At 33.9% G+C, this 22,240-nt stretch carries 24 protein-coding genes; 6 read left to right on the top strand and 18 right to left on the bottom strand.

Annotated elements, in window-relative coordinates; all coding sequences use genetic code 11:
• Positions 1 to 25: 25 nt before the first annotated feature.
• Together B0A68_RS12860 and B0A68_RS12865 are read left to right on the top strand one after the other, a co-directional pair.
• Positions 26 to 667 (top strand): DUF1579 domain-containing protein, encoded by a 642-nt coding sequence (locus tag B0A68_RS12860; protein WP_035687212.1) that lies wholly within the window; start codon positions 26 to 28, stop codon positions 665 to 667.
• Between the two features lie 128 nt (positions 668 to 795).
• The gene (locus B0A68_RS12865) at positions 796 to 1,242 is read left to right on the top strand and encodes a GNAT family N-acetyltransferase (protein ID WP_035687216.1); all 447 of its coding nucleotides are present in this window, start codon (positions 796 to 798) and stop codon (positions 1,240 to 1,242) included.
• 9 nt (positions 1,243 to 1,251) lie between these two features.
• On the opposite strand, the gene B0A68_RS12870 is transcribed toward B0A68_RS12865, so the two are convergent.
• Positions 1,252 to 2,889, bottom strand: coding sequence for a S41 family peptidase (locus B0A68_RS12870; protein ID WP_035687219.1), 1,638 nt, complete (start codon positions 2,887 to 2,889; stop codon positions 1,252 to 1,254).
• A gap of 116 nt (positions 2,890 to 3,005) precedes the next feature.
• Positions 3,006 to 3,410, bottom strand: coding sequence for a ribonuclease P protein component (rnpA, locus tag B0A68_RS12875; protein WP_035687222.1), 405 nt, complete (start codon positions 3,408 to 3,410; stop codon positions 3,006 to 3,008).
• Between the two features lie 126 nt (positions 3,411 to 3,536).
• Here rnpA and B0A68_RS12880 point away from each other — a divergent pair, with 126 nt between their 5' ends.
• The 3 genes from B0A68_RS12880 (at position 3,537) to B0A68_RS12890 (ending at position 6,207) form a co-directional block, all read left to right on the top strand.
• A complete protein-coding gene (locus B0A68_RS12880) occupies positions 3,537 to 4,277 on the top strand; it encodes a lysophospholipid acyltransferase family protein (protein WP_035687225.1) in 741 nt (246 codons plus the stop codon).
• Positions 4,278 to 4,329: 52 nt separating this feature from the next.
• Positions 4,330 to 5,322 carry an acyl-ACP desaturase gene (locus B0A68_RS12885; protein WP_035687228.1) on the top strand — a complete coding sequence of 331 codons (993 nt, stop codon included), beginning with the start codon at positions 4,330 to 4,332 and terminating at the stop codon, positions 5,320 to 5,322.
• 231 nt (positions 5,323 to 5,553) lie between these two features.
• Positions 5,554 to 6,207 carry an HD domain-containing protein gene (locus tag B0A68_RS12890; protein WP_035687229.1) on the top strand — a complete coding sequence of 218 codons (654 nt, stop codon included), beginning with the start codon at positions 5,554 to 5,556 and terminating at the stop codon, positions 6,205 to 6,207.
• Between the two features lie 64 nt (positions 6,208 to 6,271).
• Here the strand turns inward: B0A68_RS12890 and B0A68_RS12895 are convergent, their stop codons facing one another.
• From B0A68_RS12895 to B0A68_RS12915, 5 genes are all read right to left on the bottom strand, one after another.
• On the bottom strand, positions 6,272 to 7,153 hold the full coding sequence (locus tag B0A68_RS12895) for a DUF4349 domain-containing protein (protein WP_035687232.1): 882 nt from the start codon (positions 7,151 to 7,153) through the stop codon (positions 6,272 to 6,274).
• A 503-nt stretch (positions 7,154 to 7,656) separates the two neighbouring features.
• Positions 7,657 to 7,779, bottom strand: coding sequence for a FeoB-associated Cys-rich membrane protein (locus B0A68_RS12900; protein WP_205623792.1), 123 nt, complete (start codon positions 7,777 to 7,779; stop codon positions 7,657 to 7,659).
• A gap of 7 nt (positions 7,780 to 7,786) precedes the next feature.
• Positions 7,787 to 9,886 (bottom strand): ferrous iron transport protein B, encoded by a 2,100-nt coding sequence (gene feoB / locus B0A68_RS12905; protein ID WP_035687234.1) that lies wholly within the window; start codon positions 9,884 to 9,886, stop codon positions 7,787 to 7,789.
• Complete coding sequence (locus B0A68_RS12910; RefSeq protein ID WP_035687237.1) at positions 9,886 to 10,125, bottom strand: FeoA family protein; 240 nt, start codon at positions 10,123 to 10,125, stop codon at positions 9,886 to 9,888. The genes feoB and B0A68_RS12910 overlap by 1 nt, the downstream gene beginning before the upstream one ends.
• 103 nt (positions 10,126 to 10,228) lie before the next feature.
• Entirely contained in the window at positions 10,229 to 10,894 is a 666-nt protein-coding gene (locus B0A68_RS12915; RefSeq protein WP_035687240.1) for an SCO family protein, read from the bottom strand.
• Between the two features lie 237 nt (positions 10,895 to 11,131).
• Between B0A68_RS12915 and B0A68_RS12920 the strand changes: the two genes are divergently transcribed.
• Positions 11,132 to 13,192: a M13 family metallopeptidase gene (locus B0A68_RS12920; RefSeq protein ID WP_035687242.1), complete on the top strand. Its 2,061-nt coding sequence runs from the start codon at positions 11,132 to 11,134 to the stop codon at positions 13,190 to 13,192.
• Between the two features lie 45 nt (positions 13,193 to 13,237).
• Here the strand turns inward: B0A68_RS12920 and B0A68_RS12925 are convergent, their stop codons facing one another.
• The 11 genes from B0A68_RS12925 to hemA all read right to left on the bottom strand — a co-directional run bounded on the left by B0A68_RS12925 (position 13,238) and on the right by hemA (position 22,039).
• Positions 13,238 to 13,687: a GyrI-like domain-containing protein gene (locus B0A68_RS12925; protein WP_035687244.1), complete on the bottom strand. Its 450-nt coding sequence runs from the start codon at positions 13,685 to 13,687 to the stop codon at positions 13,238 to 13,240.
• Between the two features lie 148 nt (positions 13,688 to 13,835).
• On the bottom strand, positions 13,836 to 14,237 hold the full coding sequence (locus B0A68_RS12930; RefSeq protein ID WP_035687247.1) for a c-type cytochrome: 402 nt from the start codon (positions 14,235 to 14,237) through the stop codon (positions 13,836 to 13,838).
• Positions 14,238 to 14,240: 3 nt separating this feature from the next.
• Entirely contained in the window at positions 14,241 to 15,233 is a 993-nt protein-coding gene (hemB, locus tag B0A68_RS12935; RefSeq protein WP_035687249.1) for a porphobilinogen synthase, read from the bottom strand.
• 102 nt (positions 15,234 to 15,335) lie between these two features.
• A complete protein-coding gene (gene hemF / locus B0A68_RS12940) occupies positions 15,336 to 16,238 on the bottom strand; it encodes an oxygen-dependent coproporphyrinogen oxidase (protein ID WP_035687251.1) in 903 nt (300 codons plus the stop codon).
• Between the two features lie 6 nt (positions 16,239 to 16,244).
• Entirely contained in the window at positions 16,245 to 16,658 is a 414-nt protein-coding gene (locus B0A68_RS12945) for a hypothetical protein (protein WP_035687253.1), read from the bottom strand.
• Positions 16,651 to 17,199 carry a GNAT family N-acetyltransferase gene (locus tag B0A68_RS12950; protein WP_035687255.1) on the bottom strand — a complete coding sequence of 183 codons (549 nt, stop codon included), beginning with the start codon at positions 17,197 to 17,199 and terminating at the stop codon, positions 16,651 to 16,653. The genes B0A68_RS12945 and B0A68_RS12950 overlap by 8 nt, the downstream gene beginning before the upstream one ends.
• A gap of 2 nt (positions 17,200 to 17,201) precedes the next feature.
• A complete protein-coding gene (locus B0A68_RS12955; protein WP_035687257.1) occupies positions 17,202 to 17,579 on the bottom strand; it encodes a hypothetical protein in 378 nt (125 codons plus the stop codon).
• A 456-nt stretch (positions 17,580 to 18,035) separates the two neighbouring features.
• Positions 18,036 to 19,061, bottom strand: coding sequence for a uroporphyrinogen decarboxylase (gene hemE, locus B0A68_RS12965; protein WP_035687261.1), 1,026 nt, complete (start codon positions 19,059 to 19,061; stop codon positions 18,036 to 18,038).
• A 50-nt stretch (positions 19,062 to 19,111) separates the two neighbouring features.
• A complete protein-coding gene (locus B0A68_RS12970; protein ID WP_035687263.1) occupies positions 19,112 to 19,777 on the bottom strand; it encodes a uroporphyrinogen-III synthase in 666 nt (221 codons plus the stop codon).
• Entirely contained in the window at positions 19,777 to 20,700 is a 924-nt protein-coding gene (hemC, locus tag B0A68_RS12975; RefSeq protein ID WP_035688399.1) for a hydroxymethylbilane synthase, read from the bottom strand. Before hemC ends, B0A68_RS12970 begins: the two co-directional genes overlap by 1 nt.
• Positions 20,701 to 20,788: 88 nt before the next feature.
• Entirely contained in the window at positions 20,789 to 22,039 is a 1,251-nt protein-coding gene (hemA, locus tag B0A68_RS12980; RefSeq protein ID WP_035687265.1) for a glutamyl-tRNA reductase, read from the bottom strand.
• Positions 22,040 to 22,240: the final 201 nt, after the last annotated feature.

Below are 22,240 nucleotides of genomic sequence, written 5' to 3' on the forward strand. Positions count from 1 at the left end.
TTAAAAAACTTTAAATCAAGTAATTATGAAAAATTTTATGATCACATTGTCAGTGTTAGTATTTTGTTTTTCATCTTGTAAAAAAGAGATAAAAGCAGAAACAGAGAACACTATAACTGCAGATGGTGTAAAAGTAGAAGAACCAATCGCAGAAAAACCTATAGATTCTGCTGCCGAAATGAAAGCCTGGGCAGAATATGCCGCTCCGGGAAATCCTCATAAAATGATGGCTGATGAAACAGGTACTTGGAATTGTGAGATGACTTTTTGGATGACTCCCAATGGCAAACCTGAAAAAGCTGCTTCTACAGCAGAGATTAAAATGATTCTCGGCGGTCGATACCAAGAAGCTAATTACAAAGGAACTATGATGGGACAGCCATTTGAAGGAAAAAGTACATTGGCCTACAATAACGCCAGTAGAGAATATACCACAACATTTATAGACAATATGGGAACTGGTATGATGGTAGCCATGGGTAAATATGACGAGAAAACAAAAAGCATGGAATTAAAAGGAGAAGTAGTAAATCCTGTCAATGGTAAAAAAACGCCTTACAGAGAGATTTATACTATTGTTGATGGCAAAACCCGTAAAATGGAAATGTTTGATGTTAAAAATGGCGAGGAATATAAAAGTATGGAAATTGTGATGAGCAAGAAATAACAAGTTAGATTCTTCAACGTAAATTAATGATAAATCCCGATCTCAAATGAAATCGGGATTTTTATTTTGTATTATTTGATGTAATTTTGTCTTTTGCTAAACTTTAGTAGAATAATAAAATAGCCAATATGGAATTAGAATGGAAAATAAAGCCTTTTGAGGCATTAAATGTAACTGAACTATATGATTTGCTTAAATTAAGAAGTGAGATCTTTGTACTAGAACAAAATTGCGTCTATTTGGACCTTGATGGTAAAGACAAGAAAGCATTACACTTAATTGGTGAATACGACGGCAAAATTGTTGCGTACGCACGCTTATTCGATTCTGGAATTAGTTTTGAAAATGCTTCGATAGGAAGAGTAGTTGTAGACGCCAATTACAGAGATAAAAAGTGGGGACACAATTTAATGCAAGAAGCTATTGCGGCAATAAAATCGTATTTCAATAAAGAAAAGATCACTATTGGAGCCCAGTTATATCTTAAAAAATTCTACGAAAGCCATGGTTTTATACAAACAAGCGAAATGTATCTTGAAGATGACATTCCGCATATTGAGATGATCAGAGGTTAAACCCGCTTATTACATTTTCAAGATTGTTTTATATTCTGCCGTGTTGTTTAATACATTCACGGCTTTTTTAATTTCCGAATTGTTTTTGATGTAATATTGATATAAACCTTCCTGATATTGGTATCTTTTTATAAGTTCCTCTGTAATCAGGTTTTTTATTTCTTTTTGGTTTTTATCTAATAAAGTGGTTTCACTTTTTTCAAGTGCAGCCAATAGCTGCTGGTATTCCGGTGCAATAGTTTCGTCTATTTTTTCATTTTTTGCTGCTGCCAAAGTGTTTTTCAACGCTACTTCGGTTTCAGTATCAAAACTGATTTTGTTCGTTTTTAAATATTGTTTAAAGCTTGCATAATCTGCCTCTGTCAGTGTTGGAATTTTATCACCCAAATTTGGATTTTTGTAATAATAACTTGTTGCATAATCAAAAATACCATCATTTTTAAGCAAAGCAGTAGTAATAGGACTCATTTTGGTTTCATCCAATTCTATATCCGGTAAAACGCCGCCCCCGTCATAAACAGTTCTTCCTTTTCTGGTTTTAAAAGCATTAAAGTTTTTCGCATCTGTTTTTTGTGCTACACCATTTTTGTCTTTATGCGCGTAATCAAGAGCTTGTATACAACGGCCAGATGGTGTGTAATATCTTGATATTGTAACTTTTAGCTGAGTACCATAAGTCAAATCAACAGAGCGTTGTACCAGACCTTTTCCAAAACTGCGGCTTCCAAGAACTACGGCACGATCCAGATCCTGCAACGCACCAGATACAATTTCAGAGGCAGAAGCACTTCTTCCATTTACTAAAATAGCAAGCGGAATCTCTGTGTCAACTGGTTCTTTTTGAGTTTTATAAGTATTGTTGTGTTTTTCTATGCGAGATTTTGTAGTAACAATTACTTCATTCTTCGGAACAAATAAATTACAAATATCAATTGCTTCATTTAATAAACCTCCTGGATTTCCTCTCAAATCAAGCACGATTTGTGTTGCTCCATCTGCTTTTAGTTTTTCTAATGCCTCTTTTACTTCATTTGAAGCTTTTCTGCTAAAATGTGCCAAAACAATATATCCTGTTTTGTCGTCAATTTTTCCGTAAAAAGGTACAGACTTAATATCCACTTCGTCTAAAACAAGAACTGTGGTATTCATTTTTCCCTGACGTAGGTATTTAATGGTGATTTTTGTGTTTTTTATTCCCTTTAACAATTGCGAAGCATCGTCTTTAAAATCAGCAATTAAAACATCGCCAATTTGAATAATCTCATCTCCAGCTTTTAATCCTGCTTTATCTGCAGGATAATTTTTATACGGTTCGCGAACAATAAGGCGGTCTTTCTTTCTAGAAATCAAAGCGCCAATTCCGGTATATTCTCCGGTATTGTTGATTTTAAAATTTACAACATCCTGTTCATTAAAATAAACGGTATAAGGATCTAAACTTCCGAGCATGCTTTTTATCGCCTTGTCCATCAAATCTCCCGGATTAGTGTCATCAACATAATTCGTATTTACAGCTTTGAACAAAGTCGTAAAGATTTCGATTTGCTTGGCTATTTCAAAAAAATCGTCTTTAAAACTAGTTCCGATAAATAAAAATCCAGCTGCAACTGCAGGGATAACAAACTTCTTTTTGAAAAAATCAGCCATTTTGTAATGATATGTAGATAAATAATGTACTAAAATAAGAATAAATCGTCAATGTCGATAATTCGCTTCTCCGAATCTTAAGTAATAACTTTTACGCCAGCTATAGAAAAGTATATTTAAGATTCTAAAGTGGTTTCAGAATTTTTTGATTTCTCTGTTTGCTGGAGAAACTTCTCAAACAATTGAATTGTTTTGGTATTAATTTCTTCAAAAGTTAATCTGTCTTTGGTCTGATAAAAAAACATTATAGAATAAGGCTCTTGCAGATTATCCCACAGCAAATGTTTGTTTAGTCGGTAGGTTTCTCTCAGCACACGCTTAAAATAATTTCGGTCAACAGCCTTTTTAAAATATTTCTTAGAAACCGAAACACCCATTTTAATTTTTTCTTCACTTGATGCTTCGGCTGCGCAATAAACCAAGCGTAAAGGATATTTAGACACCGATTTTCCTTCAGAAAAAAGTAAACCAATTGTTGTTTTACTTTTAAGTCTTTCGTTTTTTGGGTAAGTAAAGTTCATTTAATTCAGAAAAAAGTTGCAAATTTATAGGACAAAGGTACAATTAAACCAGAAAAACGGTTATTGTTTTTAATTATAATAGGGCTAAAGATATATTTATTACTTTTGGCCTTTAATTTTTCAAGCATGCAAAAGATAATTTCATATCCGATATCTGTAATTTACTATTTATGTTTTGGATTTTGTTTGGCGATTTTTCACCCTATTCAATGGGTCTGCCTAAATCTTTTTGGTTATCAGGCTCACAAAAAGAGTGTTGACTATTTAAATTTTTTTCTTTTAAGATGTACTAATCTTGTCGGAACAACTTACAAAATAGAAAACCGGGAAACTATTCCTGTCGGAGTTCCCTTGATTTTTGTTTCTAATCATCAAAGTATGTACGATATCATAGCAATGATTTGGTACTTTAGACGTTTTCATTGTAAATTTGTAAGTAAGAAAGAGTTAGGAAGCGGTATTCCAAGTGTTTCTTTCAATTTGAGACATGGAGGATCAGTGCTTATTGACCGTAAAGATCCAAAACAAGCTATTCCAGTAATCAAAGGCTTATCTGAATATATTGAAAAGAATACCAGATCTGCGGTGATTTTTCCAGAAGGAACCAGAAGTAAAACTGGTAAACCAAAAGAATTTGCTCAAAGCGGTTTAAAAATTTTATGCAAATATGCGCCAAGTGCGTACATTGTGCCGGTGAGTATTAATAATTCCTGGAAAATGGTGAGATACGGAATGTTTCCTGTTGGCTTGGGCAATCGCCTTAGCTTTACAGTTCATAAAGCTTTGGCTGTAAAAGATTATGATTTTGTCGAATTAATGGCAATTACAGAAAAAGCAATTGTAGAAGGAGTAAATGAATATAAATAGATTTTTGTTTTTAGCAGCGCTAATCACTAAAGTCCCAAATCTAAAATGAATAATGTCTATAAAAAACATTAGATTAGAAGTAATGCAGTTTTTGGAAAAAAACGTGGATACCTTCGTTGAACAGTATTTAATTCCAGTAGAGAAAATTTGGCAGCCTACAGATTTTTTACCTAATTCTCAAGGAGAGAATTTCTTTGAAGAGGTAAAAGAATTAAGAGAAATTGCCAAAGAATTACCATATGATTTCTGGGTTACGCTTGTAGGTGATACCATTACCGAAGAAGCTTTGCCAACCTATGAATCTTGGTTAATGGATGTAGAAGGTGTAAATCAGGTAGAAGATGGTGGAAACGGTTGGTCTAAATGGATTCGTCAATGGACAGGTGAAGAAAACCGCCACGGAGATTTACTAAATAAATACTTGTATTTGTCTGGTCGTGTAAATATGCGTGAAGTCGAAATGACAACACAGCATTTGATTAACGACGGTTTTGATATTGGAACTGGATCTGATCCATACAAAAATTTTGTATATACCAGTTTTCAGGAATTAGCAACTTACGTTTCGCACAATAGAGTAGCTCAGATCGCAAAGAAATTTGGTGATAATAAGTTGTCTAAAATGTGTAAAATGATTGCGGGTGACGAAATGCGCCACCACCATGCTTACAGCGAATTTGTAACTAGAATTTTTCAGGTTGATCCAAGCGAAATGATGTTGGCTTTTCAATATATGATGAAACAGAAAATCGTTATGCCGGCTCATTTCCTAAGAGAATCTGGTCAAAAAATAAGTACTGCATTTGAACAATTTTCTGATTCAGCACAGCGTATAGGAGTTTATACAGCCAACGATTATGTAGACATTATGCAGAAATTGATGGATAAATGGGAAATTGATAAAATTTCTAATTTGACAGACGAAGCCGAAAAAGCGCGTGATTATTTAATGAAATTGCCAGCTCGTATGGCAAGAATTTCTGAGCGTTTGGTTATTCCTCAAGAATCTCACATTTTCAAATGGGTTGAACCTGCAAGATTATAATTAGTAGAAAAAACGATAAACGCAACAAAACTGCGTTTAAGTTTTAAAAAATAAATGTTGATTGAAAAAGCTGATAAATCTTTGACAATCAACATTTTTATTTTTATCAAATTTTAACAATTTTGTTAATGCAACTTTGTTCTGCTCTAATTTTTGATTTAAAATTGAAGTACTTTTAGAAAATTTAAGAAAGATTTTGTTTTAAAATCTGTTCCAAATAAAAAATATTTAATGAATAATACAGAATTAATAAACGCTGCAATTGCTTTTGTAAAAGAAAAACTAAATGATGCTGAAGGCGGACACGATTGGTTTCATATTGAACGTGTGTACAAAAATTCACTTTTAATTGCCAAGGATACCGATTGTGATTTAACAGTGGTACAATTAGGCGCATTGCTTCATGATATTGCAGACAGCAAATTTCATAACGGAGATGAAACGATAGGGCCAAAAACTGCTCGTTTATTTCTGGAATCCAAAAATGTCTCAGAAGATATTATTGATCATGTAATAAAGATTATCGAGAATATATCTTATAAAGGAGGCAATTTTGAGAAAAAGTTTACTTCTTTAGAATTAGATATTGTTCAGGACGCCGATCGTTTAGATGCGATTGGAGCAATTGGCGTTGCAAGAGCTTTTAATTACGGAGGTTTTAAAAACCGCTCTTTATATAATCCTGAAATTGCTCCAGTCACTACAATGACAAAAGAAGAGTACAAAAGCAATAATGCCCCAACGATAAATCATTTTTATGAAAAACTTTTGCTTTTAAAAGACAAAATGAATACCGAAACTGGAAAACAAATTGCAGCAGAAAGACATCGCTTTATGGAATCTTTTCTCGCGCAGTTTTACGCAGAGTGGGAAGGGATTAAGTAGAAACACTTCAGTATTCGGATTGATGATTGTTATCAATCCGAATAGTGAAGTGTTCTAAAATATATTACTCGTTAAGCTTGTTGTTTACAGCAGTTATGATTTTTAGTTTGTCAACTATTAAAAGTAAAACAAAGATTAACGTAGAAAGAAACAGCGAAGTAATTACAAGTATCGCAAAATATTTTATGGTCCATTCAAACGCGACTTTTGTTCTGTGAATAAAACTTATGCTTTTTTCTGTGGCTCCTTCATACATAGAAAACCGTACAGTACAGAATTCATTTTCGGTGTTAAAATTTCCAAGTTCAACTCCCAATCCCTGCAATTGTTCTTCAACTTCTAAAATTTTGTTATTCAGCGAAATAAAATCAGCAATCTGCCCTCCTTTAGATTTTAGTTCGATGAGAGACTGAAGCATTTTTTCTATCGAAATCTTTTTAGCATTCAGTTGACGGTATTCGTTTGTTTTGTCAACTTTTGTAATTTCAGTGTCCTTAAGCATTCCAATTTTTTGGAGTTCAAGATAGAAATTCTCAAATTTTGCAGGATTTATTCCAATCAGCAGATGAATCTGTCTGTTGCCTTTTTGTCCCAGGTTTTGTTCGTACTGAATAATAGCGTTGTACGATTTTGTTTTTGCCTTGATAAGATTTTCATCTTTATCAAATTCAGATGTCTTTGATTTGATTGAAGCGGTTTTTTCAAATTTTTGACTCGATGCCATGTTTGATGCAGCCTGAATATCTCCTTTGACTGCGATTTTTTCTGACGCATAATTTTTTCGTAAATTGTCTATACTTCCAAAAAAATTATCACTGTAATCGTTACGCGAAGATGCATCGGCTGCGACATAACCATAAAGAATTCTGAATGCAAATAATAAAATAAAAAGTCCCGCAGACCATTTACTTAATTTCCAAAATCGTGATCTGAAGTTTTTTGCCATTTGTGTAAGTTATTAGATTTAGTTGTTTTTTGAATCGCATCGAAAATAGCTAATTTTAAACTCATACAAGTAATTATGCATAAAAAAAATAACAGAGTTTTTACTACTAAATCAAAACAGATTAGTATTGAAGTGGAAATGTTTTTTTTAATATTATAAAAGAAAAAATTTCTTTAAATATAAAAACAAACTTAAGGAAATCGTTTATGGAAACGTTTCTTTCTCAATTTTGCTAAGATTAGAAGGGAGTGAAATATAGACAGTTTAATTGTAAAGATTTCCTTTTGTTTATTGATGTTGTTTCAAAGAAAAGTAAACAATTATAGTTGCACACATAAAGCCTAAAAAAAACCATAGTAGTCTGGCAACTCTATTGTCTCTAATTATCTCTGTTCTTTCTGAGTTTTTCATGTCTTTAGCTTTAGAAATTAATGGCTTAAAATTATAGACATAATCGCACTGAAAGTTCCTGTATAGGTTTTTTTTATGTTAGAATAAGGCAATTAACTGCATCCGCAATCTCCGTCGCCGCAGTTTTTTTTCTTTTTAGATTTCCAAAAGAATTTTTTGATCAAAAAACCTATGGCAAACGCTAAAATAGCAAAGGCGGTAATTTCTTGTATCATAATAGTTTTATTTTAAAATTTGGAAAGCGATTAGTGCCGCAAAATAGGCAAGGGCGCTCATGAAAACTAACTGCATTGCAGGCCATTTCCAGGAATTGGTTTCTTTTTTGGTAATAGCAAGCGTACTGGCGCACTGCATGGCAAAAGCATAAAATAAAAGCAGCGAAATTCCAGAAGCAAAATTAAAAATCTTTTCGCCTGTTGCCGGATTAACTTCCTGCTTCATTTTGCTTTTTATCGTGGCTTCATTGTCGCTGTCTCCCACGCTGTAAATTGTCGCCAATGTTCCAACAAAAACCTCACGTGCAGCAAACGAACTAATTAATGCAATTCCTATTTTCCAGTCATAACCTAAAGGTTCGATTGCGGGTTCGATTGCTCTTCCCATTAATCCGATATACGAATTTTCTAATTTTTGAGAATTTACCTCATTTTCAAAATCAATTTCGTTTAAGGGCTTTTCTGCTGTTCTTTCTTTTACGATGGCTTCTGCTTCGTTAAAATCCTTTCCGGGTCCGTAAGAAGCCAAAAACCATAAAATAACAGATATTGCCAGAATGATTTTACCAGCTCCCACAACAAATGCTTTGGTTTTTTCAACAACATTGATTCCAACGTTTTTAAAAAGCGGTAATTTATAACTTGGCATTTCGACAACAAAATACGTTTTGGTATTTAATTTTAGAACTTTATTTAAAACGTAAGCAGAAATAATCGCCGCAACAAATCCTAAAACATACAAAAACATTAACGTTAAGCCTTGAAGATTTAAGATTCCGAAGATTCTTTTGCTCGGAATTACCAGCGAAATAATAATCGCATAAACAGGTAATCTGGCAGAACAAGTAGTAAAAGGTGTTACAAGAATAGTAATGAGACGTTCTTTCCAATTTTCGATATTTCGAGTGGCCATAATAGCCGGGATTGCACAAGCAGTTCCAGAGATCAGAGGTACAACGCTTTTTCCTGAAAGTCCGAATCTGCGCATGATTTTATCCATTAAAAATACCACACGGCTCATATAACCGCTTTCTTCCAGGATAGAAATAAACAAAAACAGGAATGCGATCTGCGGAATAAAGATTATAACCCCGCCAATTCCCGGAATTATTCCCTGTGAAATTAAATCTGTTAAAATCCCGCTCGGAAGCGCAGAGGATGCCCAGCTGCTTAAAGATGCAAATGTGCTGTCAATAAAGTCCATTGGTATTGTAGACCAAGAAAATATGGACTGAAAAATGATAAACAAAATCGCAAAGAATATTACATAACCCCAGACTTTATGAGTTAAAACACGATCTATTTTTGCTCTAACGTCTTTCGCCATTGAGGCATCTACTTTTAAGCCTCCTTTTAGAACCTCATTAATAAATTGATAACGCTTTATGGTTTCTTGCTGCTGCAGTCGTTTTAGTTCTGAATGTGATTTTGTGAAAGTGCTTCGAATTTCATTTCGATCCAGATTAGAAAAATTAACATCCTGCGTGATTACAAGCCATAATTTATACAACAATTGATTCGGAAAAGCATGCTGCAGTTTTTCAAAATATTCAGAATCGATTACAGATGCATTTAAGCAAGATTCATTAGGAACAGTTTTATAAGAAACGATTAGTTCTTTTAATTCTTCAATTCCATGACCTTTTCGAGAACTTACCAGCGCTATTTTAGTTTTAAGTTTTTCTTCAAGATAAGGAATATCAATTGTAATTCCTTTACTTTCCATACGGTCCGCCATATTAATGACTAATATCGTTGGTATTTCAAGGTCTTTTATTTGAGTGTAAATCAGTAAATTCCTTTTCAGGTTTTCAACATCCGTTACCACAACAGCAACATCCGGATATAATTTATCGTTTTTATTTAGCAAAAGTTCGATAACCACACTTTCATCCATAGAACTGGCATTTAAGCTGTATGTTCCGGGTAAATCTAAAATGTTTGCTTTTATGTTGTGCGGTAATTTACAGAACCCGATTTTTTTCTCAACCGTAATTCCGGGATAATTCCCCACTTGCTGATTAAGTCCTGTAAGCTGATTAAAAACAGAAGTTTTTCCGGTATTTGGATTCCCGATAAGGGCAACATTGATATTCTGAAGGCTCATTACAAATTGTTTTTGATAAGTTCAACTTCAATTTCACGAGCGGTTTCTATTCTAATAGCAACATGAGAACCATTAATATCTAAATACAAAGGATCCCCAAAAGGAGCAATTTGCAGTAATTCTACCTCGTTGCCCGGCAAACAACCCATTTCTAATAACTTGAGAGGAATAAGATCGATATCAAAATCTTTGATAATGGCTTTATCGCCTTTTTTTAGAGTATGGATAGTATTTTGCAAAGCTTATTTAGATTGAATTTAGATTGCAAAAATAGGTAATTATTCTATATATAATGGCATATAATACGACAGCAAATGCTAAATGTTTCTAAAAATAAGGCTTTTATTCTTGAGATAAGAAATCAATGTCTTCCAGAAGACGTTTGATTTCGTCTTTATTAGTGCCGTCATAAAATCCTCTAACACGTCTTTTTTGATCGACCAAAACAAAATTTTCGGTATGAACCATATCATAAAGCTGATCTGGGCTTCCCAATTTTACAGCCAGATAAGATTTTCTGGCCATAGTGTAAATCTGTTTTTTATCGCCGGTAACCAAATTCCATTTACTGTCTACAACTCCATATTTTACTGCATAAGCTTTTAAAACAGAAACACTGTCTACTTCTGGAAAAACCGTGTGAGAAAGCAGCAGAACTTTTGGATTATTTAAAACTGCCTTTTGAACCTCAGACAGATTGGTTGACATTTTTGGACAGATCGAACCGCAGGTAGTAAAGAAAAAATCTGCCACATAAATTTTCCCTTCGTAATTTTTCTGAGTAATTGTATCTCCATTTTGATTTACAAATGAAAAATCTGCAATCGTATGATATTTACTTTTATATTGAATTGTACTGTCTACCAATTCTGGATTTACATCGGCTGGATTGTAAATTGGCAGTGTTTTTTGTGGTTTTAAAGCAGCATAAAATAAAGAGATAGTGACTGCCGAAAATATAATTAAAACAATAAAAAATTTGCGGTATTTGTAAAGTAACGATTTCATAAACAAAATTTGGCGCAAAAATACAAAAACCACTTTTTAAAATCTTGTTTACACATTTATTTAACGATCATTACCTTGAATCTAAATTTCAATAGGATCAAATTCAATAATAATTTTCTTATTTGTTGTTTTTGAAAGAAAATATTGATAATTTATTGTTAAATATTGTCGAAATTTTAACACAAAATTAGAAATAATAACAATATGTTTGTCTTTTACCTAAAACAATAAACTATTATGAAAAGACAGCTTGTAAAACCTGTGTTTTGTGTTGTTTCTGCAATGTTCTCTTTTGCAACACTGCAGGCTCAAAATGCCTCACCAAAGGAACCAGGTATCAATGTTTCAAACATGAATACTAAGATTAGTCCAAAAGAAGATTTCTTTAAGTATGTTAACGGAACATGGTTAGACAAAACTGAAATTCCAAGTGACAGAAATGCTTGGGGAAGTTTTAATGAATTGAGACAAAAGACAGACGAAAATTCGCTTGCGATCTTAAAAGAAGCATCTAAAAATCCAAAATATAAATCAAATACAGATCAAGGAAAAGCAATTGCTTTATTCAATACGATCTTAGATACAGTTGGAAGAAATAAAAAAGGAGTTACACCGCTGCAGCCTTATTTGAAGAAAATCGACGCAATTAAAAATGTTGCAGATCTGCAAAACTATATTACAGAAATGCAGCTTACAGGTGGTTCAGGTTTCTTTGGCGTTTACGTAAGTGCTGATGCTAAAAACAGTAACAAAAATTCTGTAAGCTTAACGCCAGGTACTTTAGGATTGTCTGACAAGGATTATTACAATTCTGATGATAAAGATTCTAAAGAGAAACGTGAAAAATACGAAGAGCACGTTGCTCGAATGATGCAGTTTATTGGAGAATCTCCTGCTAAAGCAAAAGAAAGCGCGAAACAAATTTTAGCTTTAGAAGTTGAAATGTCTGCACCAAGACTGGATCGTGTTGAAAGAAGAGACAGAAGAAAACAATACAATCCAACTGCTGTTGCTGATTTGAAAAAAAATACGCCATCTATTCAATGGGAGAAATATTTCACCGGAATTGGAATGGCTAAATTAGATACTGTAAATGTGGCACAGCCTCGTTACATGATCGCTTTAGAAAAAACTTTTACCGAAAAGAAAGTAGAAGCATGGAAAGAGTATTTGAAATGGTCTTTATTAAACAGAGCAGCTTCGACTTTAAGTACAGATATCGAAAATGCTAACTTTGATTTCTACGGAAAAACGTTAACAGGAGCTCTAAAACAACGTCCGCGTGAAGAAGTTGCTTTGCAGGTAATTAACGGAGTAACTGGTGAAGCTTTAGGAAAACTTTATGTAGAGAAATTATTCCCTGCTGAAGCAAAAGCAAAAGCAAAAGACATGATTGCAAACGTTATGTTAGCGTACGAAAACAGAATTAATGCTTTACCTTGGATGTCAAAAGAAACTAAAGTTAAAGCAATTGAGAAATTGAAAAAACTAACAGTTAAAATTGGATATCCTGATAAATGGAAAGACTATTCAGCTTTAGTTGTGAAAAACGTTAATGAAGGAGGTACTTATTTTGATAATATGAAAAATATTTCAAAATGGGGATATGCAGAAAACCTTGATAAATTAGGCAAACCAGTTGATAAATCAGAATGGGGAATGTCTCCACAAACCGTTAACGCATATTTCAATCCATCTTACAACGAGATTGTTTTCCCTGCAGCAATTTTACAACCGCCTTTCTACAATTACCAAGCTGACGAAGCAGTAAATTATGGTGGAATTGGAGCTGTTATTGGTCACGAAATTTCTCATGGTTTTGATGATTCAGGAGCACGTTACAACGCAGATGGAAATCTTGTTGACTGGTGGACAGCTGACGATTTAAAACAATTTACAGCTCTTGGAGGAGAACTTGCAGCGCAATACAGTGCTTTAGAGCCATTGCCTGGAATTCACGTAGATGGTAAATTTACTTTAGGAGAAAATATTGGTGATTTAGGAGGAACAAATGCTGCTTATGATGGTTTGCAATTGTATCTAAAAGCTAAAGGAAATCCTGGATTAATTGACGGATTTACGCCAGAACAGCGTTTCTTTATTTCTTGGGCTACAGTTTGGAGAACAAAAGCAAGAGACGAAGCAATTAAAAGTCAGGTAAAAACAGATCCGCACTCTCCAGGAATGTACAGAGCGGTAGTGCCGATTCAGAATTTGGATACTTTTTATGAAGCTTTCGGAATCAAAAAAGGTGATAAAATGTATATTGAACCAGAGAAAAGAGTTAAAATCTGGTAATAGTATAAAAAGTAAAACGGCGCTTATTAAGCGCCGTTTTTATTTCTATTTAACACTAATATAAATCTCTACTTCTGCATTTTCGGGATTTTGCGCCTTTGCACCATATACTTCAAAATCGCTATTGTAGGCTCTTTCTAGATTTGATTCCCATATTTTTAGCCATTCGCTATAAACAATTCCATCTGCAAGATTTCCTTTGGCAACGAATTTTTCATATTGTTGAGCTTCCATTGTCTTGCCTGTCATTTCTGGTGGAATTGACTCTAAATTTTCTACCACGCATCCCAAAATGGTTGTATAAGGTTTTGTGTGATCTTTTTCATAATCGGTGTAAATCGAAATAATGTCGTTGTTTATCTTATTCGGAATCTTTTCAGCAATACCTTCCGTTATAAATTTGTTCCAAAGTGCCGGAATGTCTTTTGCAGATTGCCCGTTTTCATTTGTTGTTCTTACCGAAATCCCAATTATGCTGAATTTTTGATTATACATTTTTTTAGATTTATTTATTAATACAACAAAAGTAAAGTGCGCTTATGACAACAGTATGTCAGCAACACTAATTAATTTTCTGAAAAATTTGTGCAAGAAAAACGGCGCTTTAAAGGCGCCGTTTTTTATTTAATAAGAAGTCACAAAATTATTTCAGGTGACTGTAAATGTAAGTTTCTATTGCTTTCAATTCGTCTTCAGACATTGCCTGTGTTACCGGAAAATTGGTTTTCATTACAGAAAACTGACTCGGATCGACAATCGGATCTGAATTTCCTTTTAAGAATTTCACAATATCCCCATTTTTGTCTTTATAGATTTTTGCAATTTCTTTGATACTTGGTCCTATAATTTTTTGATCCGGCTGATGGCATGAAGCGCAATTACCGCTGCCTTCAAAAATTTCTCTGCCTAATTCTTCCGGGTTTTTGGCTTTCGCCGATTCTCCTTCAGAATACGATTCTGTGGTGTTTTGAACTCGATCTTCTGTTGTTTCCTTTTTGCAAGATGCCAAAGCTAAAACAGCAGTTAAATAAATTAATTTCTGCATTGCTTATCTGTTTAAAAGAATTGCAGCTTCTTTAGCAAAATATGTAGAGATTAAGCTTGCACCGGCACGTTTAATACACATTAGCTGTTCCATCATGATTTTGTCGTTGTCCAGCCAGCCTCTTTCGGCTGCAGCTTTTATCATAGCATATTCTCCAGAAACATGGTAAACCGTAACAGGAACATGTACAGCATTTTTTACTTCACGAACAATATCCAGATAAGCAATTCCGGGTTTAACCATTACCATATCTGCGCCTTCTTCTACATCAGACAAAGCTTCTTTTATTGCTTCAATACGGTTAGCATAATCCATTTGATACGTTTTTTTATCTTTAGGAATATCGGTAGTGTCAACAGGTGCAGAATCTAAAGCATCTCTAAAAGGGCCATAAAATGCCGAAGCATATTTAGCAGAATAACTCATAATCCCGACATTATGAAAACCAGCAGCATCTAAACCTTCGCGAAGGCGTAAAACTCTTCCGTCCATCATATCGCTCGGTGCTACAAAATCTGCTCCAGCCTGAGCATGAGATACCGCCATTTTTACTAAAGCTTCAACGGTGCTGTCGTTTTCTACATCACCATTTGCAATAATTCCATCATGGCCATAAATAGAATAAGGGTCTAAAGCCACATCTGGCATAACAATCATTTCCGGACAAGCAGTTTTGATAGCACGAATGGCTTGCTGCATTAATCCGTCTTTGTTCCAGGCTTCTTTGCCGGTATTGTCTTTCAGGTTTTCGCTTACTTTTACATAAATGTTAACCGCACGAATTCCCAAAGCAAAAATTTCTTTTACTTCTTCTACAGTTAAATCTATTGATCTGCGAAAAATTCCGGGCATTGAAGGAATTTCTACTTTTACATTTTCGCCTTCAGCAACAAACATTGGAAACATAAAATCCGACGGACTTAAAGTTGTTTCGCGTACTAAAGAACGGATGGATTCATTTACTCTTAATCTTCTGCCTCTGTGTAATGGGAACATAATAATTATAGATTATTAGATTTTAGATTTCAGATTTAGACTTTTGAATGGATAAGTCGTCGATCTTTTTCTTAAATCATGTTGATGTTTTATTTTAATATTCTAAATCCACTCAATTGGAGTTTCAAGGACTTTTAATAACTTTTCTTCTTCGCTTCCCGCTTCCGGATGATGGTCGTAAACCCACTGCACATGCGGAGGCAGACTCATCAAAATACTCTCGATTCTTCCGTTGGTTTTTAAACCGAATAAAGTGCCTTTATCATGAACCAAATTGAATTCGACATAACGGCCGCGACGAATTTCCTGCCAGTTTCTTTGTTCTGGAGTATAAGGAAGATTTTTTCTTCTTTCTACAATTGGTACATACGCTTCCAGAAAACTATTTCCGACTTCAGTTACAAAATCAAACCAATTTTCCATTGACATTTGTTCGTTTGCTTTACAATAATCAAAGAATAAACCTCCAAGACCACGCGCTTCGTTTCGGTGCGCGTTCCAAAAATACGAGTCGCATTGTTTTTTATATTTTGGATAAAATTCAGGGTTGTGCTTATCGCAGGCAGTTTTACAAGTTTGATGAAAGTGTTTTCCATCTTCCTCAAACAAATAATAAGGCGTTAAATCCTGTCCGCCGCCAAACCATTGTTCGATCACATTTCCTTTTTCATCATACATTTCAAAATAACGCCAATTAGCATGAACAGTGGGAACCATTGGACTTTTTGGGTGAATTACCAAACTCAGTCCGCAGGCAAAGAAATCTGCTTCGCCAACGCCAAACATTTTTTGCATCGCTTCCGGTAATGTTCCATGAACGGCTGAAATGTTTACACCGCCTTTTTCGAAAACTGAACCGTTTTCTATAACGCGCGTTCTTCCGCCACCGCCTTCAGGACGTTTCCAAAGATCTTCACGGAATTTTGCCGTTCCGTCAACAGCTTCTAATCCGGCACAGATCTGGTCTTGTAAATTTTGTATGTAAGCGTAAAATTTATCTTTCATTTTAGATTAATTTTTGTATTCTATTTTCTTTCCACTTTCTTGAATTTCAATTTTTGAAATGTCATTGAATGGAATTTTTGTAATCATCTTTGGAAAAAATCTTGATTTATGTCCAATCAAAGTATCGTTTTGAAGTTTCATGCTATCAAAGTAAAAAACTTTTCGATTTCTATTATTTAAAGTAACACGCATTTCCAGAGATGGTTTATTTTCTAAAATCTCTTTTTTTTCATTTTTATCTATTACAATGAATTTTTTGATTTGATAGCCGTTATAATAAATTGAACCTATAATACTTTTAGATGTGGATAAGTCATATTCAATATTTCCAAATTGTTCTTTAAAGCTTTCAGGACTAATAGTGTAGGTTTTACAAGAAAACAAACTGAAACAAATTAATAATATAAGAAATTTATTCATTTTGATTATATTCTGATTTAAGCAATCCGAAATAAACAGAGTTTTGCAGTTCGCCGTCTCCATTTCTAAATTCGTTTCTTAAAATTCCTTCTTGTTTAAAATTATGTTTTAATGCAACTCGCTGACTAGCAATATTAACTTCTGAAGTGCAAATGAATACTTTATTCAGCATCAATTCATTGAAACAGAAATCAAGAGCATCAGAAACCATTTTCGAGGTAATTCCTTTTCCTTGATAATCCTTGTCAGAAAAATAGCCAAACTCACATTTAGAGATGCGGTAGTTTATCGTTTTTACACACAAATACCCAATCAAATTATTGGTTAATACATCTCGTGCATAAAAGTGAAAACCTTCTTTGGTTTTTTCTTTTTCAATACTTTCTTTAATAAAATTTTGAGCTTTTTCTAAAGAGTCAGAGTTTGCCAGCGTTACCGGAAAAGTTTTACCAATATGATTTTTATTCCTGTCAATTAGTTTATAAAACTCTTCGGGAAGAATGTCTTCAATTCGATCTGTTTTCCAATCTGTAAAACTCATGTTTATTTGTTTTTTAGAGAAGCGATTTTTGTATTTATTCCGAAGGAAAAAACTTTGCTTTCCTGCTGAATATATTGATAAACGGCAAGTGCTTTTTCTTCGAAATTATAATTTTCAACTTTAGAGAAATCCATTAAAAAATCTGCAAATTGTTCTAATTGGTTGAAATCTAAATGAAGACGACATAATAATAAAATTAATTCATCATTTTGATAACTTATTAATGTTTCGATATTTAAAGCCAATTCTTTTAACTGATTTTCGATATCGAATTTCGTATCGTCTGTTAAGGGTTGAGGTACAAAGTCAAGAGATCGCAATGTTTTGAGGACATTGTCAATTCTGATTGCTTCGTTGTCTCTTAGGCCTTTGTTTAACATATTTATCAGTTATTATTATTCGAAATACACTCGATTATCAACAGTTGCTAAATTATAAAAGTAACAAACTAAAAGAATTAAGGATGGGAGCCAGGCTAATCCAATGAGTTTAAAATATAGTGACTGATTTTTAATTTTATTGTAATCGATATGAGCTAAAATATAAAAAGTATATAATAATGGTAAACCAAATGAACCAATGGTATAAATGAATATTTCAAACATTTGCTTTTCGCCTGATAAATAATAATTACAAAAAAAAAATGCACTAATTACATTATACCACCAAATGATAAAAATGAAAAGTAATAAAGCGTTAAAGCCAATGAAATTAACACTCACTTCCTCAATTTCAGTACTAACATTCTTTTGGTTCATACTTATCAAATGGTTTAGTTTTAATCACAGTTTTCAGTTTCAAAGAGAGAATGAAAACTGCGACTGAAAAACTATATACTAATTTCCGTATTCCTTAACCGCATCAATAAACGCTTTTGCGTGATCTACAGGAATATTTGGTAAAATTCCGTGACCTAAGTTTACGATATATTTATCTTTTCCGAATTCGTCGATCATTTCGTGAACCATTTTCTTGATGGTTGGAATTGGAGAAAGCAATCTTGACGGATCAAAATTTCCTTGTAAAGTAATGTTTCCACCAGACAAATAACGTGCATTTCTAGCCGAACAAGTCCAGTCAACTCCTAATGCAGAAGCGCGGCTTTTTCCCATTTCGCCAAGAGCAAACCAACATCCTTTTCCGAAAACAATAACCGGAGCGTGATCAGCCAAAGCTTCAACGATTTGGTTGATGTATTTCCATGAAAACTCCTGATAATCAACAGGAGAAAGCATTCCACCCCAAGAATCAAAAATCTGAACGGCGTCAACTCCCGCTTTTACTTTTTCTTTTAAATATAAAATTGTCGTATCGGTGATTTTTTGCAATAAAGTATGCGCTGCAGCAGGGTTTGAAAAACAGAAACCTTTTGCCGTATCAAAACTTTTGGAACCTTTTCCCTCGACAGCATAACAGAAAATTGTCCAAGGCGAACCAGCGAAACCAATTAACGGCACTTCGTCGTTCAGCATTTCTTTAGTCAATTTAATAGCATCCATAACATATCCTAAACTTTCCTGAATGTCCGGAACGTAAACTCTGTGAACATCTGCTAAAGAACGAATTGGGTTTGGTAAAAACGGACCAAAATTTTCTTTCATTAAAACTTCGATTCCCATTGCCTGAGGTACAACCAAAATATCGGAGAATAAAATCGCAGCATCCGGTGCAATTCTGCGAATTGGCTGAACTGTAATCTCAGCAGCTAATTCTGGAGTCTGGCAGCGTGTGAAGAAATCGTATTTATCACGCAAAGCGATAAATTCAGGTAAATATCTTCCTGCTTGACGCATCATCCATACCGGCGGACGTTGAACAGTTTCTCCTTTAAGTGCTTTTAAAAATAGGTCGTTTTTTAACATGTTTTTTATTTTAGGTGCAAAGTCACAAAGCGACAAAGTTGCAAAGGTTTTTATTTATATTCTTGTAAAACATCTTCAAGCACATCTTCAACCGTTGGCTGATCTGCGATGATGATATTTTTGGTAATTTTATGTAAAGCTTCGGCGGTGGTTTCTCCAATGCAAAAGCACTTTTCTTTCTTAATTGTATTGTCTTTTAAATAACTTTCAACGCCAGACGGACTAAAAAATAAAATTCCGTCAACTTGATTTTTTATTTTTTGAGGCGTTAATGAAGTATCATAAACCTGAATTTCGTTGAATTTTACTTCAGCATCTTTCAACGCTTTTGGTAAAGTTTCTCGTCTCATGTTTCCACTAAAAAAAGTAAAGCTTTCGTTACGGTAAATTAAAGTAATAATTTCAGCTAAATCAGAAGCATAACCGGTGTAAGCCACCACATTAAAACCACTTTCAGACAAAAGAATCTTCGTTTTTAGTCCGACGCAATACACATTTTTGTTTTTTAGCTCTTCCGATTTTGGATTCGATAAAACGCTGTGAACGGCATTCTGACTTGTAAAAATCAGACTTTCGTTGAGGTCTTTTAGTTCGAACGGTTTATTTTGGGTTTGAATAAAATCAGCTTCAATAACTTCGATATTGGCTTGCACCAACTCTTGTTTTTGTTCGCCTGATAGCTTTTTTGTGGATAATATTTGAATTGATTTTGCCATTATTTTTTTAAAGATTCTTTAATAGATGCCATCAATTCCGTTCCGCCGTTGTTTAAAATTTCCTGAGCAGAATGAAAACCTAATTTTTTCCACTCTGAAATGTCAACCTTTTTGTCGATTTCCAATTTTTGTTTTCCATCAACAGAAAGCAAAACACCTTGAAAATGCAGCGTGTCTTCGTCTTCGTTATACGTTACCAAAGCACCGATTGGCGCGGTACAACCGCCTTCGAGCGTTCTTAAAAACTGACGTTCGATATAAGTACAGATTTCAGTTTCAATATGATTCAGCTGCGAAAGTGCGTCTAAAGTATAATTGTCATTTTCCATCGCCACAACAAGCATTGCACCTTGTGCCGGTGCGGGAATCATCCAGTCTAAATTGATATAATTTTCTGGTTTTATGTTGATGCGCTCCAAACCTGCAGCAGCAAAAACAGCTCCATCCCAATCGTTGTCTTGTAATTTTTGCATGCGTGTGTTTACGTTGCCGCGTAAATCAACTACAGTATGATTCGGATATTTGTTAAACCAAAGTGCCTGACGACGTAAACTTCCGGTTGCAATTGTACTTGGATTTGTAAAATCAGTATTGCCTTTGTGCACTAAAATGTCTAAAACATTGGCTCTTTCTAAAACCGCTGCCTGAACAATTCCTTTTGGCAAAGCCGTTGGAACATCTTTCATAGAATGCACTGCAATATCAATATCGCCGTTTATCATCGCAATGTCTAAGGTTTTAGTAAAAATTCCGGTAATGCCAAGTTCATAAAGAGGCTTGTCCAGAATAATATCGCCTTGAGATTTTACTGCAACAATTGAGGTTTTATAACCTAAGTCATTTAGTTTTTTCTCGACATTATGTGCCTGCCAAAGTGCTAATTCGCTGTCGCGAGTTCCAATTCTGATTGTTTTTTCAGCCATTTTGTTGAATTGCACCATATAAGTTATAAGATAATTTAAGCAGTTTACTTTTAAATGAGCTTATATAACTTATATGGTTAAAATTTATTTAAGATGCTTTTATTTTGAATACTTTTTCGATCCATTCGATGCTTTCATCGACCATGGTGTCGTCGTCTTTTAAGTGATTCGCAAAATGAGTAGTGATTTTCTGAATGATTCTGTTGCTGATGATTTCAGCTTGTGCTTCATTAAAATCGGTGATTTTTCTGCTTTGAAAATCTAATTCCGAATTTTTAATGGCATTCAGTTTTTCTTTTAAAGCATTTATGGTTGGAGCAAATTTGCGTCCTTTCATCCAGGTTACAAATTCTTCTTTAATTTCTTCGATAATCGCTTCTGCAGCAGGAATATGTAACTTTCTGTTTTCTAAAGTTTCGTCTGTCAGCTGAGATAAATAATCCATGTGGATCAAAGTGACACCTTCTAAATCCTCTACATTTTCATGAACGTTTTTTGGAATCGATAAATCTAAAATCAATAAAGGTTTTTTAAGATTTAAAATCGCTTTGTCAACCGTTGGGTTTTGTGCGCCCGTTGCCACAACGACAACATCGGCTTTTTGAAGTTCAAGGTGTAATTCAGAATAATCTTTAACAATCAAATTTAGTTTTCCAGCTAATTTTTCTGCTTTGTCTTTTGTACGGTTGATTAAAGTAATATGTTCGTTTTTAGTGTGTTTAACTAAATTCTCACAAGTATTTCTTCCAATTTTTCCTGTACCAAAAAGCAAAATATTTTTATTGCTGATGTCTTCTACATTTTTAAGAATGTATTGTACCGATGCAAAAGAAACCGAAGTGGCGCCAGAGCTAATCTCCGTTTCATTTTTAATTCTTTTACTCGCCTGAATTACCGCATTTACCAATCTTTCCATAAAAGTATTGGCTAAACCATAAGATTTTGAGTGGATAAAACTGGTTTTTATTTGAGATATAATTTCAAAATCGCCGAGAATCTGACTGTCTAAACCAGTTCCAACGCGAAAAAGATGATTAATAGCTTCCTGATTTTTATAAACAAAACCCACTTTCTGAAAAGCATCAACAGAACCGTTGCTGTTATCACAAATAAGTTTTATTAATTGAAAAGGGTGTTCAGCAAAACCGTAGATCTCGGTTCTGTTGCATGTCGAAGTGACAAGTAAACTTTCTATTCCTTCAGCTTTAGCTTGTTCCAGCAAACGCGTTTTGGCGATTGTATCCAAACTAAATTGACCTCTTACCTCAGCATCAGCTTTTTTGTAACTCAGACCAACTGAGTAAAAATAAAGGTGTTTCGGTACGTTATTGTTTTCCATAAATTCACTTTCATAAAAGTGCAACAAAATTATTACTATAGCATTGATAAAAATAACGCTGCAGGTGCTTTTTATGTCGCTGTATGATTTTTTGAACCTAAATAGGTGTTTTTGAGTAAAAAGAAGTATTTTTGTAGCAAAATCAATTGGTTACAAAGGGTTTGTTTAGAGTGATTCTAAATAACATTTCGCTTTTGATCC

The sequence above is a fragment of the Flavobacterium reichenbachii genome (genome assembly GCF_002217435.1).
Taxonomy (GTDB): domain Bacteria; phylum Bacteroidota; class Bacteroidia; order Flavobacteriales; family Flavobacteriaceae; genus Flavobacterium; species Flavobacterium reichenbachii.

Excerpts from the sequence above, each read along its gene's own strand:
- B0A68_RS12860 (WP_035687212.1), top strand. The coding sequence starts at position 26 with ATGAAAAATTTTATGATCACATTGTCAGTGTTAGTATTTTGTTTTTCA.
- B0A68_RS12865 (WP_035687216.1), top strand. The coding sequence starts at position 796 with ATGGAATTAGAATGGAAAATAAAGCCTTTTGAGGCATTAAATGTAACT.
- B0A68_RS12870 (WP_035687219.1), bottom strand. The coding sequence starts at position 2,889 with ATGGCTGATTTTTTCAAAAAGAAGTTTGTTATCCCTGCAGTTGCAGCT.
- rnpA (WP_035687222.1), bottom strand. The coding sequence starts at position 3,410 with ATGAACTTTACTTACCCAAAAAACGAAAGACTTAAAAGTAAAACAACA.
- B0A68_RS12880 (WP_035687225.1), top strand. The coding sequence starts at position 3,537 with ATGCAAAAGATAATTTCATATCCGATATCTGTAATTTACTATTTATGT.
- B0A68_RS12885 (WP_035687228.1), top strand. The coding sequence starts at position 4,330 with ATGTCTATAAAAAACATTAGATTAGAAGTAATGCAGTTTTTGGAAAAA.
- B0A68_RS12890 (WP_035687229.1), top strand. The coding sequence starts at position 5,554 with ATGAATAATACAGAATTAATAAACGCTGCAATTGCTTTTGTAAAAGAA.
- B0A68_RS12895 (WP_035687232.1), bottom strand. The coding sequence starts at position 7,153 with ATGGCAAAAAACTTCAGATCACGATTTTGGAAATTAAGTAAATGGTCT.
- B0A68_RS12900 (WP_205623792.1), bottom strand. The coding sequence starts at position 7,779 with ATGATACAAGAAATTACCGCCTTTGCTATTTTAGCGTTTGCCATAGGT.
- feoB (WP_035687234.1), bottom strand. The coding sequence starts at position 9,886 with ATGAGCCTTCAGAATATCAATGTTGCCCTTATCGGGAATCCAAATACC.
- B0A68_RS12915 (WP_035687240.1), bottom strand. The coding sequence starts at position 10,894 with ATGAAATCGTTACTTTACAAATACCGCAAATTTTTTATTGTTTTAATT.
- B0A68_RS12920 (WP_035687242.1), top strand. The coding sequence starts at position 11,132 with ATGAAAAGACAGCTTGTAAAACCTGTGTTTTGTGTTGTTTCTGCAATG.
- B0A68_RS12925 (WP_035687244.1), bottom strand. The coding sequence starts at position 13,687 with ATGTATAATCAAAAATTCAGCATAATTGGGATTTCGGTAAGAACAACA.
- B0A68_RS12930 (WP_035687247.1), bottom strand. The coding sequence starts at position 14,237 with ATGCAGAAATTAATTTATTTAACTGCTGTTTTAGCTTTGGCATCTTGC.
- hemB (WP_035687249.1), bottom strand. The coding sequence starts at position 15,233 with ATGTTCCCATTACACAGAGGCAGAAGATTAAGAGTAAATGAATCCATC.
- hemF (WP_035687251.1), bottom strand. The coding sequence starts at position 16,238 with ATGAAAGATAAATTTTACGCTTACATACAAAATTTACAAGACCAGATC.
- B0A68_RS12945 (WP_035687253.1), bottom strand. The coding sequence starts at position 16,658 with ATGAATAAATTTCTTATATTATTAATTTGTTTCAGTTTGTTTTCTTGT.
- B0A68_RS12950 (WP_035687255.1), bottom strand. The coding sequence starts at position 17,199 with ATGAGTTTTACAGATTGGAAAACAGATCGAATTGAAGACATTCTTCCC.
- B0A68_RS12955 (WP_035687257.1), bottom strand. The coding sequence starts at position 17,579 with ATGTTAAACAAAGGCCTAAGAGACAACGAAGCAATCAGAATTGACAAT.
- hemE (WP_035687261.1), bottom strand. The coding sequence starts at position 19,061 with ATGTTAAAAAACGACCTATTTTTAAAAGCACTTAAAGGAGAAACTGTT.
- B0A68_RS12970 (WP_035687263.1), bottom strand. The coding sequence starts at position 19,777 with ATGGCAAAATCAATTCAAATATTATCCACAAAAAAGCTATCAGGCGAA.
- hemC (WP_035688399.1), bottom strand. The coding sequence starts at position 20,700 with ATGGCTGAAAAAACAATCAGAATTGGAACTCGCGACAGCGAATTAGCA.
- hemA (WP_035687265.1), bottom strand. The coding sequence starts at position 22,039 with ATGGAAAACAATAACGTACCGAAACACCTTTATTTTTACTCAGTTGGT.